Here is a 14,866-nt window from a genome sequence, read left to right as displayed (position 1 = left end):
CCATCAAAAGAGGAAACAAAAAATGGCCAAACCTGGCGCTACAGGGATCACCCGGATTATCCATGCCACCCGTTACAGCATGAAGGGGCTTTCGTCCGCCTGGCTGCATGAGGCTGCCTTTCGTCAGGAGCTGCTGCTCATCGTGCTGCTGATGCCGCTGGCCTTTCTGGTGGGGGATGGTCTGACCCAGATCCTGCTGCTGATGGTCATCAGCTGGCTGGTGGTGATCGTGGAGATCCTCAACTCCGCCGTCGAGGCGGTGGTAGACAGAATTGGCTCCGAACATCACGAGCTTTCCGGTCGGGCCAAGGACATGGGCTCTGCCGCCGTCTTTATCGCGCTGGCGCTCAACGTGCTGGTGTGGGGGGCGCTGACCGGCCGCAATCTGCTGGGCTGGTGGTGATCAGCCGTAGTTGACGAGATCCCGAATACAAAAAGAGAGGGCGACCCTGTGGTCGCCCTCTCTGTTTTCATCGCCGCTCAGGGTGTGGTGAGGGTCATGTGCTTGGTGATGGCCTGATAGAGCACCGGGTAATCATCCTCAAAGTGGTGGCCGCCCGGCAGGGTGACGGTGGTGACGTTGGGCTGGTTGAGACGGGGGCAGAGGCGGTCGTCGTCATCGTCATCGGCACCTTGCAGGCAGACCATCGGCAGATCCCGGATGGTTTTCACCTGCGGCTCGGTCGGGTAGCTGCGGGCCTTGTGGGTCAGCATGTCGCTGACGTGGATCTCGAAATCCGAGCTGGTGGAGGGGGAGAGCATCACGGCCCCGACCAGCCCCTGACGATAGTGCTCCGGCAACCGGTTGATGACGAAGGGGACAATCTCGGCACCAAACGAGAAACCTACCAGCAGCCATCGGGGACGCTGCCAGCGAGCCTGATAATCATCGAGGATCCGCTCCAGATCGGCGGTCACCTGCTCCGGGGTTTTCTTCTTCCAGTAGTAGGTGAGGGAGCTCCAGCCCACGACCGGCATACCGTGCAGCTGAAACTGGGCGCTCAACCCCTTGTCGAGGGCCGCCCAGCCACCATCGCCGCTGAGAAAGATAACCATGGGGGCATCCGATGGCTGCTTGACCGGCAGCTCAATCAGGCTCAGGTCATCCTTGACCGGGGCGGCTTGGGCCGCAAAAGATGAAACGGGCAGTACGAGACTGAGTAACAGCAATATCAGGGCTCTCATTGGCCATGCTCCTATTTTTTGATCAGCCCCAACGGGCCGCGGCTAATCAGGGTGATCAGGTGAGTCAGGGTTCTGGGCAGTACCAGCTTGCTGCTGCAGAGCAGGTAGCGGGGTTCCCAGCGGGGCGAAAATTTCTCCTTGTAGCGTCTGAGCCCCTGGAAGTTGTAAAAGCGGCTGCCACGGACGAACAGGGTATTGCCAAGGCGGGCCCAGTAGCTGTTGAGCGGGTGATCGTTGAAGCCGGACATGGGGGCCATCCCCAGATTGAAGCTGGCATACCCCTGCGCCTTGCCCCACAGCAGCAGCTCGACAAAGAGAAAATCCATGATGGGGGCGGTGCCGGTATCCAGGCTGTAGCGCATCAGATCGATGGAGAGCATCTCCTTGTTATCGCTTACCCAGAGGTTGGCAAAGCCGACGATCTGCCCCTCATGCCATACCAGCGCAGCCGGGCTCAAGGTCAGGTAGTCAGGCTCGAAGCGGCCGACCGAGAAGCCCTTCTCCTTGCCCATCTTGCTCTGCAGCCAGGTATCGGAGACGGTCTGCAATCTGGGCAGCAGGGGGGCTACGGCACTAGCCTCGACCACCTCGAAGGTCAACCCTTCCCGTTTGCCCTTGGCGTGACTCTGGCGCAGGTTGCGCAGCCGGCTGCCCGCCAGATCGAAGGTAGCCAGATCGACCATCGCCTCTTCACCGAGCTTGAAGGGGATCAGCCCCAGCTCCAGATAGAGCGGAAGATAGCGGGCCGAGACCTGATAAAAGACCGGGTTGGCATCGTGCTCGTCGCAGCGCTCGCGAAATTGCCAGAGCAGCTCTTCGATCTGCTCGGGGCGACCGACGGGATCCCCCATCACAATCCAGCTGTTGCCCTCGATGCCATACATCAGGAAGGCGTCGCCGGCGGGGTGGAACAGCAGGGACTTGTCCTGCAACTGGGCCAGATAGCCGTGGATCCCCCCTTCACGCACTACCAGCTCGTGGGCGCGCGCCAGTGTCTCCTTGTCCGGCTTTTCACCGACCACGCGTAGCGGCGCAAGCAGCTGGGCAACCCCGGCAACGGCCAGCACGGCCACCACGCTACCCATGGCGCGCAGGCCGCGGGCAGCCCCGCCATGGGGCGAGAAGTGGAACCAGAGGGCGTGGTCATACTCCACCTGACGGTAGGAGAAGAGCAGCAGCCACAGCGCTCCCAACAGCACGGCGCCGACTGAAATGAGCCAGCCCGGGGTGTACTGGGGATAGAGCAGTGACCCCTTGCGATAGAAGAGGGAACGGCAGGGGGTCATGATGAGCAGGAAGCTGCCGAGCAGCAGGGCTGACTCCCAGTCACCCCCCTTGAGCAGGGAGAAGGCGATACCCAGTGCCAGCAGCAGCTGGGTGATGCGAAACGCGGCGTCGTGACGGCGATAGAGGCTGCGAGCCAGCAGGATCAGGAGGATACCGCTCACGCTGCCGAGCACGTGGGAGAGCTCCAGCAGATGGAGCGGCAGCACCTGCAGCCACACCTCGATGTGGCTGCGCATGGTCGGGATCATACCCGAGCAGAGCAGCAGGCTACCGGCGGCGAAGGTGCCGACGCTGATAAGGGCGGGCAGAAACTCCTGAATGGCGCTCATGATCCCCTGCAACCGCTGCCAGCGAGCCTTCTGCTGCAACATCTCCTGACTGGTAAAGAGCAGCAGGGCGCAGAGGAATGGCAGTACGTAATAGATGCAGCGGTAGAGCAGCAGCGAGGCGAGCAGCTTGTCGGCCGGCAGGTAGTGGGCCAGCAACAGGCTCATGCTCGCTTCGAATACCCCGATCCCGCCCGGCACGTGGGCCAGCACCCCGAGGAAGCTGGCCAGCACGAAGGCACTGAGCAGCACGGGGTAGGGGACGCTATCTGCGGGTAACAGCACAAACAGCACGGCAGCAGCAGCCATCCAGTCAGCCAGCGCGACCAGCAGTTGCAGCAGGCGTACCTTTATCCCGGGCAGGATCAGGCTGTGTTCGCGCCAGGAGAAGCTGGGATGGGGCCAGAGCAGATAGCCCAGCACCAGCAGCAGGGCGCCGGCGCCGGCCAGATGGAGCAGGCTGTAGATCCAGCTTGGCTGGTCGGGCAGCAACTGGGCCGCCGTATTGCCGAGCAACAGGGCACTGCCACCCCAGCCGAGCAGCCCGAGGAAGAAGGTGATGGAGCAGAAGAGCACCACCCGTGCCACCTCACCGGTCGCCAGCCCGAGTGCTGAGTAGATCCGGTAGCGCACCGAGGTTCCCGTCAGCAGGGCGAAGCCCAGGGTGTTGGAGAAGGTGTAGGCGATAAAGGAGGTGACACCCACCTGCTGCCAGGGGAGGCGTTTGCCCAGTGCGTGCAGTGCCAGCATGTCATAGCCGCAGAGCAGGCCATAACTGAGCAGGGTCAGCAGCAGGGCACCAGCCAGACTGGGCAGCGGTTGTGACCAGATGGCGACGCGAATATCGTGCCAGTGCCATGAATGGGTCAGATGATAGAGTACGGTCAGGGCTGCGCCCAGCAGCAGCAAGCTGCAGAGCGGGCCTAGCCATTTAATGAGATGACGCCACATTCCATGTTCCTATTGTCAGTTCAAACGATGAGCGTTGATGAGGTTACGATAATGGGTTGGATGATGCGCGATAGCCTGAATAATGTGCGGCAGTGTCATGAGGTTATTACGATAATCGGCATGATGGAACAGCAATGATCTTGTCATGTGGAACCTGCTTGGCAGAGGCAGTTTTCATCATGACCAGATGAAAAGGGAGGCAACCGGCCTCCCTTTTATCTCTCCGCTCTACTCTTGCTCTGTTATGTACTGATTGACGGTCTTGTCGTCACTCAGGGTCAGAGGCGATTACTTGGTTTTCGGCGCGACTTTGACGGACGGCGCTTTGTGAGCGGTTTTATGATGCTTTTTCACAACCTTGGTCTGGGTCGCTTGCGGGGCGGCAGTTTTGGTCGGGGTGGCAGCCATGGTGAAACCGGAAGTCAGGGCGAAAACGGCGGCCAGAGTCAGGGGGATGATTTTTTTCATGGTCAATTTCCTTATTCGGATTGGTGGTATGGAGCATTTCTCCATGACTTCATCCTATGACGCTGACCGCGGTACTTCAGTGAGCACTTGGTGACGGTTTGTATCCAAATGTACAGGGAGGGTGAGGCAGAAGCGGGCGCCCTTGCCGGCGGGAAGCAACGCCACATCACCGCCATGGTGGAGCGCTATGCTGCGCACAATTGCAAGCCCCAGCCCGGTGCCGCCGGTGCGGCGATCCCGACTCTGATCAAGGCGCACGAACGGCTCGAAGATCTGGTGTGCCAGTGCGGGGTCGATACCCGGCCCGTCATCGCTCACCTCCAGCAGATAGTTCTCCTGCAAGCGCGAGATGGAGAGGGTAACCTCGCTTTCGGCGTAGCGCAGGGCGTTGCCGATGAGGTTCTCGACGGCGCGTGTCAGCAGGCGATGATCGCCGCACCAGGGCATCTTGATGGGAGGCAGCGCGAGGGTCAGGTGTTTCTCCGGCCGCAATGCCTGCCAGTCGCCGAGGTGATGCTCTGCCCAGCTGCCCAGCTCCAACTCATCCCGCTGCAGCGGCAGCTCGGGTCTATCCAGCTTGGCGTAGGTCAGCATCTCTTCGATAAGGGAGTCCAACGCCCCCAGATCCCGCTCCAGTGCCTGCTGCTCTTCCTCAGCAGGGGTAGGATCGAGCATGGCAAGCCGATAGCGCAATCTGACCAGCGGGGTACGCAGCTCATGGGCGATGGCATCGGTCAGCTGCTTGCGACTGGTGAGCATGGCTTGCAGCTGGGCGGTCATCTGGTCGAAGGTACGTCCCACCCGGGCCAGACTGCTGCCCGGTGGCAGGTTGGTGCGGCAGGAGAGATCGCCATCGCCTACCCGGCGCGCCGTTTGTTCCAGTTGCAGCAAACCGCGCCAGTGGGGTCGCAGCCAGAGCAAGATGGGCAGCCCGAGAGAGAGACCAATGATCAGCAGCAGCCCCACATCGACCCAGTGCAGTTCGTGCAGGTAGGAGAGATAAGGCACCGGGCCAACGATCAGCACCTGATCGGTATCGGGGATCCGTTGCAGGAAGGTGTCATCCTCCTCGACGATGACGATGTTGCCGGCGGCAAGAAATGCCTGATCCTCGCTGGCAAGGGGCTGATGGGCGAGCTTGCCGACCTTGAGGGGGAGGGTGAACTGGCTGCTCTGCTCGGCCAGCCGATCTGGCCAGCGCTCGGGCGGAATTCTGGCCAGCTCGTCGGTCAGCAGGCCAAGGGAGCCCTGCATCATCCGCTCAAGATAGCGGTCGCCAGCTCGCTCGGCGGTGACCTGATAGACCACGCCAACCAGCAGGATGGCCAGGGTGAAACAGCCGATCAGCAACAGGTAGAACTGGATAAAGAGACGGCGCATGGTAGTACTCCCTGATTAAGGCTATTCCCAAGCGTGGGGGACGAAGAGGTAGCCCTTCTGGCGCACCGTCTTGATCCGCGTCGGGTTGTCAGGGTTATCGCCCAGTTTGCGGCGCAGGCGGGAGATGGCCACATCCATGCTGCGATCCTGACCGTCATACTCTCGCCCGCGCAGGCTGCGGAACAGGGCTTCCCGCCCCTGGATCTGGCCGGCGTGGCTGGCAAGCTCCCACAACAGATCAAAGTCGGCAGTCGAGAGGGCAATGCTCTCGCCATCGAGACGCACATCCCGCCCCGGTCCGTCGACCAGCAGGCGGCCAAATTGCAACTGCTGCGGCACACTCCTGGTGGCGGCGATCGGTTGCGCTGCGACCTGCTGATGCTGGCGGAACTGCACCCGCAGTCTGGCCAGCAGCACGGGGGGAGGAGTGGTCTTGAGGATGTAGTCGTTGGCACCCAACTCCAGGCTCAGGATCTGGTTCATGTCGCTATCGAGCGAAGTGAGCATGACGATGGGGCCATCAAAGCGTGGCCGTAGATCCCGGCAGAGGGACATACCATCCTGTCCCGGCAGCATGATATCGAGCAGTACCAGATCCGGTTGTTCGGCCTCGACCCGGGCCAGCGCCATATCGCCTCTGGGTTCGAGGATCACTTCCATATCGTGACGGCCAAGCCAGCTGCTGATGAGCTGGCCAATCTCGGGATCATCTTCAACAAAAAGAATGCGTTGCATAGAAAAGCTCCAACCGGAAGCAGGAGAAAAGAGGAGCTGTCAGCATATCAATGCCGCTTGGGAAATACAGAAAAAGAACGAGGGAGGGTTATATGGGGAGCGCGAGGATAAGAGCGATAGCCGGGGGCGGAGCAATGATGAGGCTCTGGGCCATTAGCATTTCAGCCACTCAGGGCGCAGTGCGATAAGAAATGCGCGGATATAAACGTAGAAAATGGCGGTGCAGAAACAAAAAAACCGGCTTGGGCCGGTTTCTTCACAAGCCAGAAGGCTTGTATCTTGCCGTATTGGCAGCTTTGTGCCAAACGACGGAATAATGGGGTGGCTGATGGGGCTCGAACCCACGACAACCGGAATCACAATCCGGGACTCTACCAACTGAGCTACAGCCACCACTGAAAACTGCATTGATCCTTCAACATACCTAAGAATCAATGGCGCGCCCTGCAGGATTCGAACCTGCGACCCACGGCTTAGAAGGCCGTTGCTCTATCCGACTGAGCTAAGGGCGCTTTTCTCGACCCGCCTGAGTGGCAAATCGATAAACTTGGTCGGTGATAAAGGATTCGAACCTTTGACCCTCTGGTCCCAAACCAGATGCGCTACCGGACTGCGCTAATCACCGAAATTGTTGCTTTCAACGTGCCAGCATAACGACATGAGCCGTACTGGGCAACGGGGCGGCATCATAACCAAGCAAAAGAGCCAGCGTCAACGTATTTTTCCCCCAGTAAATTCAAGTGCCTACTTATTGCCCGTTGCAGGCCAGACCTCTCTTGGACGCTAACATCCTGGCTAAAAAAATGCGACAATGCGCGGCAGTTGAACACATGGTGAGTGGAGAACGATGTCTGCCAAAATCATAGATGGAAAACAGGTTGCGCAAACGATTCGCAGCCAGGTCGCGGCACAGGTCCAACAGCGGTTGGCAGCAGGGAAACGGGCTCCAGGGCTTGCCGTCATTCTGGTGGGGGCGGATCCTGCTTCCCAGGTTTATGTCGGCAGCAAACGCCGTGCTTGTGAAGAAGTCGGTTTTCACTCTCGCTCATATGACCTGAGTGCTACTGCAAGTCAGGATGAGTTGCTGGCGTTGATCGATCAGCTGAATGATGATCCGACCGTAGACGGGATCCTCGTTCAGTTGCCGCTGCCGGATCACTTCGATACCACTCTGGTGCTGGAGCGGATCCTCCCTGACAAGGACGTGGACGGTTTTCATCCGTACAACGTGGGCCGTCTTGCACAGCGCATTCCTGCGCTGCGCCCCTGCACCCCGAAAGGGATCATGACGCTGATTGAAACCACAGGTGTCAAAACCCATGGTTTGCACGCCGTGGTGGTCGGTGCTTCCAATATCGTCGGGCGCCCCATGACCCTCGAATTGCTGCTAGCGGGCTGCACGACCACGACCTGTCATCGTTTTACCCGGGATCTGGAGGATCAGGTTCGCCGCGCAGATTTGCTGGTCGTGGCGGTTGGCAAACCCAATTTTATTCCCGGAGAGTGGATCAAGCCGGGGGCGCTGGTTATCGATGTGGGTATCAACCGTCTGGCGGATGGTTCGCTGGTTGGGGACGTGGAGTTTGAAACGGCGCGCAGTCATGCCTCTTTCATCACCCCGGTTCCCGGTGGTGTTGGCCCTATGACGGTTGCCAGTCTGATGGAAAATACCCTGATAGCCTGCAACGAGTACCATGACTAAAGCGTGACAATAGTGTGTTCGTAGCTAATGCCAGGCGAGTCACATAAATGAAAATAAAAAACCGGTTGCTCAGAGAGGAACCGGTTTTTTATTTATCCAACGGGTTTTCGTTTATATATTTTGTGCTTCGTTCGGCACAATGACGGAGGCGTGATTTCCTTTCGGCCCCTGTTGCAACTCAAAGTGGACAGCCTGACCCGCTTTCAGGGTCTTGTAGCCCTCCATTTGAATGGTGGAGTAGTGAGCAAAGATATCTTCACCACCCCCTTCCGGACAGATAAACCCAAATCCTTTTGCGTTGTTAAACCACTTAACTGTGCCGGTTGCCATACTTCTACATCCTTTTATTGATTACCCAGAAGTCGTTGAGTAACCTGCGCCAGCCCATTATAACTAGGGACATGAGCCCATAGCAGACGGGCACAGATTAGCAAGTAACCAATCTAGTCTAACTTTTGAGCGAGTCAAGGAGTTGTTAACAACTGATGTGATCTGGTTAACAAGTCTATTGACAAGCTTGTGTGAGACGGTAGTAATCTAGAGGTACCAAAGCGCGATTATGAGCAAGCAGAAAGAACTCTTTGCTAATGAAGAGATTGCAGAAGCAGAGAAAACAAAGCTGCAGCCGCCACCCATGTATAAGGTTGTGTTGAACAACGATGACTACACCCCGATGGAGTTCGTGGTGGAGGTGCTGCAAAAGTTCTTTGGTATGGATTTGGACAAGGCGACTCAGGTCATGCTGAGTGTGCATTATAGTGGTAAGGGTGTCTGCGGCATGTTTACCGCAGAGATCGCCGAAACCAAGGTTGTCCAGGTCAACACCTATGCACGTAACAACGAACATCCACTGCTATGCACTATGGAAAAGGCTTGAATCTGATGACTTGATGGCGAGTGTGACACCACATTGTAGCTGTACTAGGGGAGGTGCCTATGTTGAATAAAGATCTGGAAAAGACGCTGAACGAGGCTTTCAAACTGGCTCGTGACGAGCGCCACGAATTCATGACTGTCGAGCACCTGTTGTTAGCCCTTCTGGATAACAGCTCAGCCCATGAGGCGCTGAGCTCCTGTGGTGCCGATGTCGAGCAGATGCGCAAGGAGATCCGCGCATTCATCACTCAAACAACCCCGCTTATTCCACGCGATGACGAAGATCGGGAAACCCAGCCGACCTTGGGCTTCCAGCGTGTACTGCAACGTGCCGTCTTCCATGTGCAATCCTCCGGCAACACCGAAGTCAGTGGTGCCAACGTACTGGTCGCCATCTTCAGCGAGCAGGAGTCTCAGGCCGCTTACTTCCTGAAAAAGGCCGAGATCAGCCGCCTCGATGTGGTGAACTTCCTCTCCCACGGGGTGCGCAAGGACAGCAAGCCGGATGTCAGCAATAACAATCCGGAATCTGACGACGATGTCTCCGCCGCCCAGATCGAGAGCTTTGCAACCAACCTGAACCAGCTGGTGTTGGAAGGGCGTATTGATCCGCTTATTGGTCGTGATCAAGAGCTTAATCGTACAATTCAAGTGCTCTGCCGCCGTCGTAAGAATAACCCTTTGCTGGTGGGGGAGGCGGGTGTGGGCAAGACTGCCATTGCGGAAGGTCTGGCTTACCGTATCGTCAAAGGCGATGTGCCCGAAGTGATTGCCGGTAGCACCATCTACTCGCTGGATATGGGCTCTCTGCTGGCAGGAACCAAATACCGCGGCGATTTCGAGAAACGCCTCAAGGTATTGCTCAAGCAGATTGAGCGTCAGGAAGGGGCCATCCTCTTTATCGACGAGATCCACACTATCATCGGTGCAGGTGCTGCGTCAGGTGGCCAGCTGGATGCCGCAAACCTTATCAAACCGCTGCTCTCTAATGGTTTGCTCCGTTGTGTCGGCTCCACTACCTACCAGGAATATGCCCAGATCTTCGAAAAAGACCGCGCTTTGGCTCGTCGTTTCCAGAAGATCGATATCACCGAGCCGACCGTGGATGACACGACTCGTATCCTGATGGGCCTCAAGAGTCGTTATGAGGCTCACCATGGGGTGCGTTATACCGCCAAGGCGATTCGCGCTGCGGCAGAGCTGTCCGCCAAGTACATCAACGATCGTCACTTGCCGGACAAGGCAATCGACGTGATCGATGAGGCGGGGGCTGGCCAGCGGTTGCTGCCGGCGAGCAAGCGCAAGAAAGTGATCAACGTGCAGGAGATTGAAGCAATCGTCGCCAAGATCGCCCGCATTCCGGAAAAATCGGTCTCATCTTCTGATAAAGAGGTACTGAAGAACCTGGAGCGTAACCTCAAGATGGTGGTCTTTGGTCAGGACAAGGCCATCGAGGTGCTGACCGATGCTATTCGCCTCTCTCGCTCAGGTTTGGGTAACGAGCGTCGCCCGGTGGGTTGCTTCCTCTTCGCTGGCCCGACCGGGGTGGGTAAGACCGAAGTTACCCAACAGCTTGGCAAGGCGCTGGGCGTGGAGATGCTGCGCTTTGACATGTCCGAGTATATGGAGCGTCACACCGTCTCACGTCTGATTGGTGCGCCTCCCGGATATGTCGGTTTTGAGCAGGGGGGGCTGCTGACTGATGCGGTGATCAAACATCCTCATTCCGTTGTGCTGCTCGACGAGATTGAGAAAGCGCACCCGGATGTGTTCAACCTGCTGCTGCAGGTGATGGACAACGGTACGTTGACTGACAACAACGGGCGCAAGGCGGATTTCCGTAATGTGATCCTGGTAATGACTACCAACGCCGGTGTACAGGAGACCCAGCGCAAGTCGATTGGTTTCCAGCAGCAGGATCTGAGCCACGATGCCATGGCTGTGATCAACAAGACCTTCAGTCCGGAGTTCCGTAACCGGCTTGATCACACCATCTGGTTCAACCATCTCGACATGACAGTGATCCACCAGGTGGTCGACAAGTTCATCGTTGAGTTGCAGGTGCAGCTGGATGCAAAAGGAGTGTCTTTGGAAGTATCCGAGCGTGCCCGTCACTGGTTGGCCGAGAAGGGGTATGACAGGGCCATGGGGGCCAGACCTATGGGTCGGGTCATTCAGGAGCACCTCAAGAAACCGTTGGCTAACGAGATCCTGTTCGGCTCACTGGTTGATGGGGGAATTGTGAAGGTTGAGCTGGTAAATGACAGCCTCAGCTTTGATTTTCAGGTCAATGTTGAAGCTGTTTCCCACTAAGTAACCATAATTAAAAAACGACAAAAAACCCCAACCGACAGGTTGGGGTTTTTTGCTGAATTCCTGGCTTAGCGAGAGCGGAAAACAATACGTCCCTTGGAGAGATCGTAGGGAGTCAGTGCTACCGTTACTTTGTCTCCAGTCAGGATACGAATGTAGTTTTTGCGCATCTTGCCGGAAATATGAGCGATAACCACGTGACCATTCTCCAGTTCCACACGGAACATGGTATTGGGCAGGGTTTCGAGAATAGTGCCCTGCATCTCAATACTGTCTTCTTTAGCCATTGAATCCTCTTGATAAGCCACAACAAAAAACCGCTGGATCATGCCGGATTTAAGGCTATGTGTAAAGTTTACTCGGGCTTGCCGTCGATATTTTTCCATTCTCCATGAATGAGCACCTCATGAGGGAGGTAATTGCGCTTGTAATTCATCTTGCGGCACGCCTCAACCAGATAGCCGAGATAAAGCCAGCTTCGTCCGGTACGCCTGGCCAGATCAAGCTGACTCAGAATGGCAAAGGTGCCGAGCGAGCGGTCGGCATAATCGGGGTCGAAGAAGGTATACATGGCGCTGAGTGAGTGGGGCAGCAGATCCGTAGTAGCTACGCCAATAAGGCGACCCTCCTTTCTCATTTCCAGATAGAGGGGCGGCATCCAGTCGCAATGGAGAAAACCGCGGTACTGTTTGCGGTTGGGGGGATACATGCTGCCATCCTGATGGCGCTCGCTGATGTAGCGTTCATAAAGCTGGTAATACTCGGGTTTGTCATCGTAGCTCAGGACGATGTCGATATCCCTGTTGAGCTGGCGGATGCGTTTTTGTCCCCGGCTGGGCCTGAAGTGCTCGCTGTGAATGCGCAGGGATTGGCAGGCATGACAGGCGGGGCAGTGGGGACGATAGATGTCGTTGCCACTGCGGCGAAATCCGGCGGTCAGCAGGCGTTCGTAACCGTGGGCGTTGAGCAGGTTGTGATCCATCAGAACCAGCAACTGCTCCTGCTCATGATCCAGATAACTGCAGGGATGCTTGGGGGTTAGCCCAACCTTGAGGATCACTTCTTCGGTCATAAGCGGATCTCTCCCTCTTGCCAGCATGAATCCAATAGCGATTGGCGGCTAAGTTGCGCCAGCTCGGCCAGAAAGCGTGCTCTTGGCCACTCCTCAATGCCCAGTGTGGCCAGAAACGGATTCTGCATCTGGCAGTCGACAAGGGTGCCTCCGTGCCGGGCAAAGTGGCGACAGAGTGCCACCATGGCCAGCTTGGCGCCGTTATCGATATAGCTGAACATGGACTCACCACAGAACAACCGGCCAATCGACAGGCCATAAAGGCCCGCTTGCAGTTTTCCCTCTTGCCAGATCTCGAGTGAATGAGCGTGGCCCAGACGGTGCAGCTGCTGGTAGGCCTCGATCATGGGTTGACTGATCCAGATGCCATCGGCAGTGCGACGAGGCGCGGCGCAGGCATTGATTACCTCATTAAAGGCGCGATTGACGGAAATATCGAATGGGGTTCGGCGGATAATCTTCTGCAAGGTGCGTCCCACATGCAGCTGATCAGGGCGGATCACGCCGCGCGGATCCGGTGACCACCACAGGGTCGGCTGGTGGGGTTCGTTCCACGGGAAGATCCCCTTGTGGTAAGCTGCCAGCAATCTGGCAGGGGAGAGATCCCCGCCGATCGCCAGCAGACCGTTGGGCTCTTCCAGGGCATGCGAGGGGTCGGGAAACCAGCAGAGCTCATCATCCAGTTGAGTGAGATAGCGAGACATAAGGCAACGAGGTTCGTAGATGAAGGCCATTATCCTGATAGTATCCAGCTTGCTCTGCTTTGTCACTGCACCCGCCGGGGCCGAGGTGTACCAGCGCAACACGGCCCGCCCGGTCAATCAGGTGGTGTTTGGCCAGGTCGAAACGGTGCGCAATATTACCCAGCGCCAGATCCTGGAGTCGGAGCGTTCCGGCTGGAAAACTCTGGGCGGGGCAGTACTGGGCGGCTTGCTTGGCAACCAGTTTGGTGGCGGCCATGGCCGTGAAATTGCTACCGCCGTCGGGGCGCTTGCGGGTGCCGCTGCGGCGCAGCAGTATCAGTCAGGCGACACGGTAGTGGAGAACAAACTGGTCGAGTTGCTTATTCGCAACGAGCAGAACGGGCTGGTCAATGTGATCCAGGATTATGATCCCGCCATGGTATTCAGCAGCGGCGATAAAGTACGCATTATCTATTTTGATGATGGCGTGCGAGTCGACAAGACGTTTTAAGCCGGCTGATGTCAAAAGGTGTCGAGAGGGGAGATAACCCGCAGACTTTCCGGTTGGCTGAAAGTCTTGCGGGCGGTAATACACGGGACTGCGCAGGGAATTAGATGGCGCTCTCTTGCGAGACTATCTTGTCACGGCCGGTGTTCTTGGCCTGATACAGGAGCTGATCCGCTTCGCTCAGCGCCTCGTCCATGGATACCCGCCCGACACTGACCACACCATAGCTGGCGCGAACAAAGAGCGGAACATCCGGTGACAAGGGGTGCTGGCGCAGTTGCTGGCGTAACCCTTCCAGCCGTTTGAGCAGCACGGGTACGGTGCAGTGGGGCACCATCAGGGCAAACTCCTCGCCGCCAAAGCGTGCGATCATGGCATCGGGGAAGAACTGGGTCAGCTGGCGGGTCAGATGGCAGAGCAGCTGATCGCCGATGGCATGGCCCCAGTGATCGTTGACCTGCTTGAAGTGATCCACATCGAGCACACAGAGTGAAAGCGTACTCTGCAGCCGCTGCTGCTCCTCGAACCATTTCTGCCCTTCATTGAACCAGTAGCGCCGGTTGTAAAGACCGGTCAGGTAGTCGCGATTGGCCGACTCCTGAATGCTGTTGAACTGCTCGAGCGCCTCCAGATTGTGGCTGACCCGACACTGCAGCTCTTCCGGCTCGAACGGCTGGTTGAGAAAGTCGTTGGCCCCCTGTTTGAGGTAGCGAGCAGAGAGGCCGCGTTTGTCCGAGACCGAGATCCCGATAATCGCCAGCTGCTGCTTGCTGTAACGCTCTCTCAGCATTCGCACCAGACTGATGCCATCGATCTCCGGCATATAGTAGTCGACCAGTGCCAGCCGGATGCCGGGGTATTGCTCCAGCATCGCCATCGCTTCGCGCGCGTGACTCGCCTCGTGCACCTGCAGCAGTTGCTTGCGCAACTGGGCCATGGTGCGGTGGCGGGAAGTGCGCGAATCATCGACGACCAGCACTTCGATGGACTGGTTGAGATAGAGGCGGTGCACCAGGCTGACCGCATATTGCAGCGAGTGGCGCGAATCCTTCATTACATAGTCCAGTACACCAGTTTCCAGCCAGGCGGCACGTTTATCCTCGCTGATATCGGCGGTGAGGATCACCACTGGCAAGCCGCGCTCCAGCAATACGCTGACCGCTTCTCCGCGAGGTGCGTCTGGCAAGGTAAGGTCCACCAGGGCGACCACATACTCCTCTCCCCGACAGTGACGGGCGCCTTCGAGGGTATCAAAGGCATCTATCTCCAGACCGGTCTGCTGGGCAATCGCCTGGGTCAGCATACGGCGGATCGTCAGGCTATCTTCGACAATCAATATCTTCTGTTTCATTAGACTCCTTCAAATAAAAAAGGCATACC

The 14,866-nt window shown here is 57.5% G+C and carries 15 protein-coding genes and 3 tRNA genes; 5 read left to right on the top strand and 13 right to left on the bottom strand.

The genetic code is table 11. The features are described 5' to 3' along the window. The first annotated feature begins 22 nt into the window (after positions 1-22). Positions 23-403 carry a diacylglycerol kinase gene (locus AACS24_RS03675; protein WP_108572387.1) on the top strand — a complete coding sequence of 127 codons (381 nt, stop codon included), beginning with the start codon at positions 23-25 and terminating at the stop codon, positions 401-403. 77 nt (positions 404-480) lie between these two features. On the opposite strand, the gene AACS24_RS03670 is transcribed toward AACS24_RS03675, so the two are convergent. The 8 genes from AACS24_RS03670 to AACS24_RS03635 all read right to left on the bottom strand — a co-directional run bounded on the left by AACS24_RS03670 (position 481) and on the right by AACS24_RS03635 (position 6,957). Beyond that, positions 481-1,185 carry an AcvB/VirJ family lysyl-phosphatidylglycerol hydrolase gene (locus AACS24_RS03670; RefSeq protein ID WP_181364297.1) on the bottom strand — a complete coding sequence of 235 codons (705 nt, stop codon included), beginning with the start codon at positions 1,183-1,185 and terminating at the stop codon, positions 481-483. Positions 1,186-1,196: 11 nt separating this feature from the next. After that, on the bottom strand, positions 1,197-3,749 hold the full coding sequence (mprF, locus tag AACS24_RS03665) for a bifunctional lysylphosphatidylglycerol flippase/synthetase MprF (RefSeq protein WP_108572386.1): 2,553 nt from the start codon (positions 3,747-3,749) through the stop codon (positions 1,197-1,199). Between the two features lie 288 nt (positions 3,750-4,037). After that, on the bottom strand, positions 4,038-4,217 hold the full coding sequence (locus AACS24_RS03660; protein WP_033115160.1) for a hypothetical protein: 180 nt from the start codon (positions 4,215-4,217) through the stop codon (positions 4,038-4,040). Between the two features lie 54 nt (positions 4,218-4,271). After that, positions 4,272-5,597, bottom strand: a complete 1,326-nt coding sequence (rstB, locus tag AACS24_RS03655; RefSeq protein WP_108572384.1) for a two-component system sensor histidine kinase RstB — start codon at positions 5,595-5,597, stop codon at positions 4,272-4,274. 21 nt (positions 5,598-5,618) lie between these two features. Then, positions 5,619-6,332 carry a two-component system response regulator RstA gene (gene rstA / locus AACS24_RS03650; protein WP_108572383.1) on the bottom strand — a complete coding sequence of 238 codons (714 nt, stop codon included), beginning with the start codon at positions 6,330-6,332 and terminating at the stop codon, positions 5,619-5,621. A gap of 317 nt (positions 6,333-6,649) precedes the next feature. Then, positions 6,650-6,725 (bottom strand) — tRNA-His (locus tag AACS24_RS03645). A gap of 42 nt (positions 6,726-6,767) precedes the next feature. Continuing rightward, positions 6,768-6,844: transfer RNA gene (locus AACS24_RS03640), tRNA-Arg, on the bottom strand. Positions 6,845-6,880: 36 nt separating this feature from the next. Next, positions 6,881-6,957, bottom strand: a tRNA-Pro gene (locus AACS24_RS03635). Positions 6,958-7,179: 222 nt separating this feature from the next. Between AACS24_RS03635 and folD the strand changes: the two genes are divergently transcribed. Further along, complete coding sequence (folD, locus tag AACS24_RS03630) at positions 7,180-8,034, top strand: bifunctional methylenetetrahydrofolate dehydrogenase/methenyltetrahydrofolate cyclohydrolase FolD (protein ID WP_043851082.1); 855 nt, start codon at positions 7,180-7,182, stop codon at positions 8,032-8,034. 111 nt (positions 8,035-8,145) lie between these two features. Here the strand turns inward: folD and cspD are convergent, their stop codons facing one another. After that, positions 8,146-8,364 (bottom strand): cold shock-like protein CspD, encoded by a 219-nt coding sequence (cspD, locus tag AACS24_RS03625; RefSeq protein ID WP_033115164.1) that lies wholly within the window; start codon positions 8,362-8,364, stop codon positions 8,146-8,148. A gap of 229 nt (positions 8,365-8,593) precedes the next feature. Here cspD and clpS point away from each other — a divergent pair, with 229 nt between their 5' ends. Both clpS and clpA read left to right on the top strand, forming a co-directional pair. After that, entirely contained in the window at positions 8,594-8,911 is a 318-nt protein-coding gene (gene clpS, locus AACS24_RS03620) for an ATP-dependent Clp protease adapter ClpS (protein ID WP_005337111.1), read from the top strand. Positions 8,912-8,970: 59 nt separating this feature from the next. Further along, complete coding sequence (gene clpA, locus AACS24_RS03615) at positions 8,971-11,223, top strand: ATP-dependent Clp protease ATP-binding subunit ClpA (protein WP_033115165.1); 2,253 nt, start codon at positions 8,971-8,973, stop codon at positions 11,221-11,223. Positions 11,224-11,291: 68 nt separating this feature from the next. On the opposite strand, the gene infA is transcribed toward clpA, so the two are convergent. The 3 genes from infA to aat all read right to left on the bottom strand — a co-directional run bounded on the left by infA (position 11,292) and on the right by aat (position 12,999). Further along, positions 11,292-11,510 carry a translation initiation factor IF-1 gene (infA, locus tag AACS24_RS03610; RefSeq protein ID WP_005300033.1) on the bottom strand — a complete coding sequence of 73 codons (219 nt, stop codon included), beginning with the start codon at positions 11,508-11,510 and terminating at the stop codon, positions 11,292-11,294. Positions 11,511-11,578: 68 nt separating this feature from the next. Continuing rightward, positions 11,579-12,295: an arginyltransferase gene (locus AACS24_RS03605; protein ID WP_033115166.1), complete on the bottom strand. Its 717-nt coding sequence runs from the start codon at positions 12,293-12,295 to the stop codon at positions 11,579-11,581. Next, on the bottom strand, positions 12,292-12,999 hold the full coding sequence (gene aat, locus AACS24_RS03600) for a leucyl/phenylalanyl-tRNA--protein transferase (protein ID WP_108572382.1): 708 nt from the start codon (positions 12,997-12,999) through the stop codon (positions 12,292-12,294). Before aat ends, AACS24_RS03605 begins: the two co-directional genes overlap by 4 nt. A gap of 19 nt (positions 13,000-13,018) precedes the next feature. Here aat and AACS24_RS03595 point away from each other — a divergent pair, with 19 nt between their 5' ends. Then, complete coding sequence (locus tag AACS24_RS03595) at positions 13,019-13,489, top strand: outer membrane lipoprotein (RefSeq protein WP_108572381.1); 471 nt, start codon at positions 13,019-13,021, stop codon at positions 13,487-13,489. Between the two features lie 100 nt (positions 13,490-13,589). Here AACS24_RS03595 and AACS24_RS03590 read toward each other — a convergent pair whose 3' ends face one another. After that, complete coding sequence (locus AACS24_RS03590) at positions 13,590-14,837, bottom strand: diguanylate cyclase (protein ID WP_108572380.1); 1,248 nt, start codon at positions 14,835-14,837, stop codon at positions 13,590-13,592. Between the last annotated feature and the right edge of the window lie 29 nt (positions 14,838-14,866).

The organism is Aeromonas sp. HMWF016, assembly GCF_963878195.1.
Lineage (GTDB): Bacteria > Pseudomonadota > Gammaproteobacteria > Enterobacterales > Aeromonadaceae > Aeromonas > Aeromonas lacus.
The sequence above is the reverse complement of the archived record's forward strand: the minus strand, read 5'-3'. Positions and strand labels throughout refer to the sequence as shown.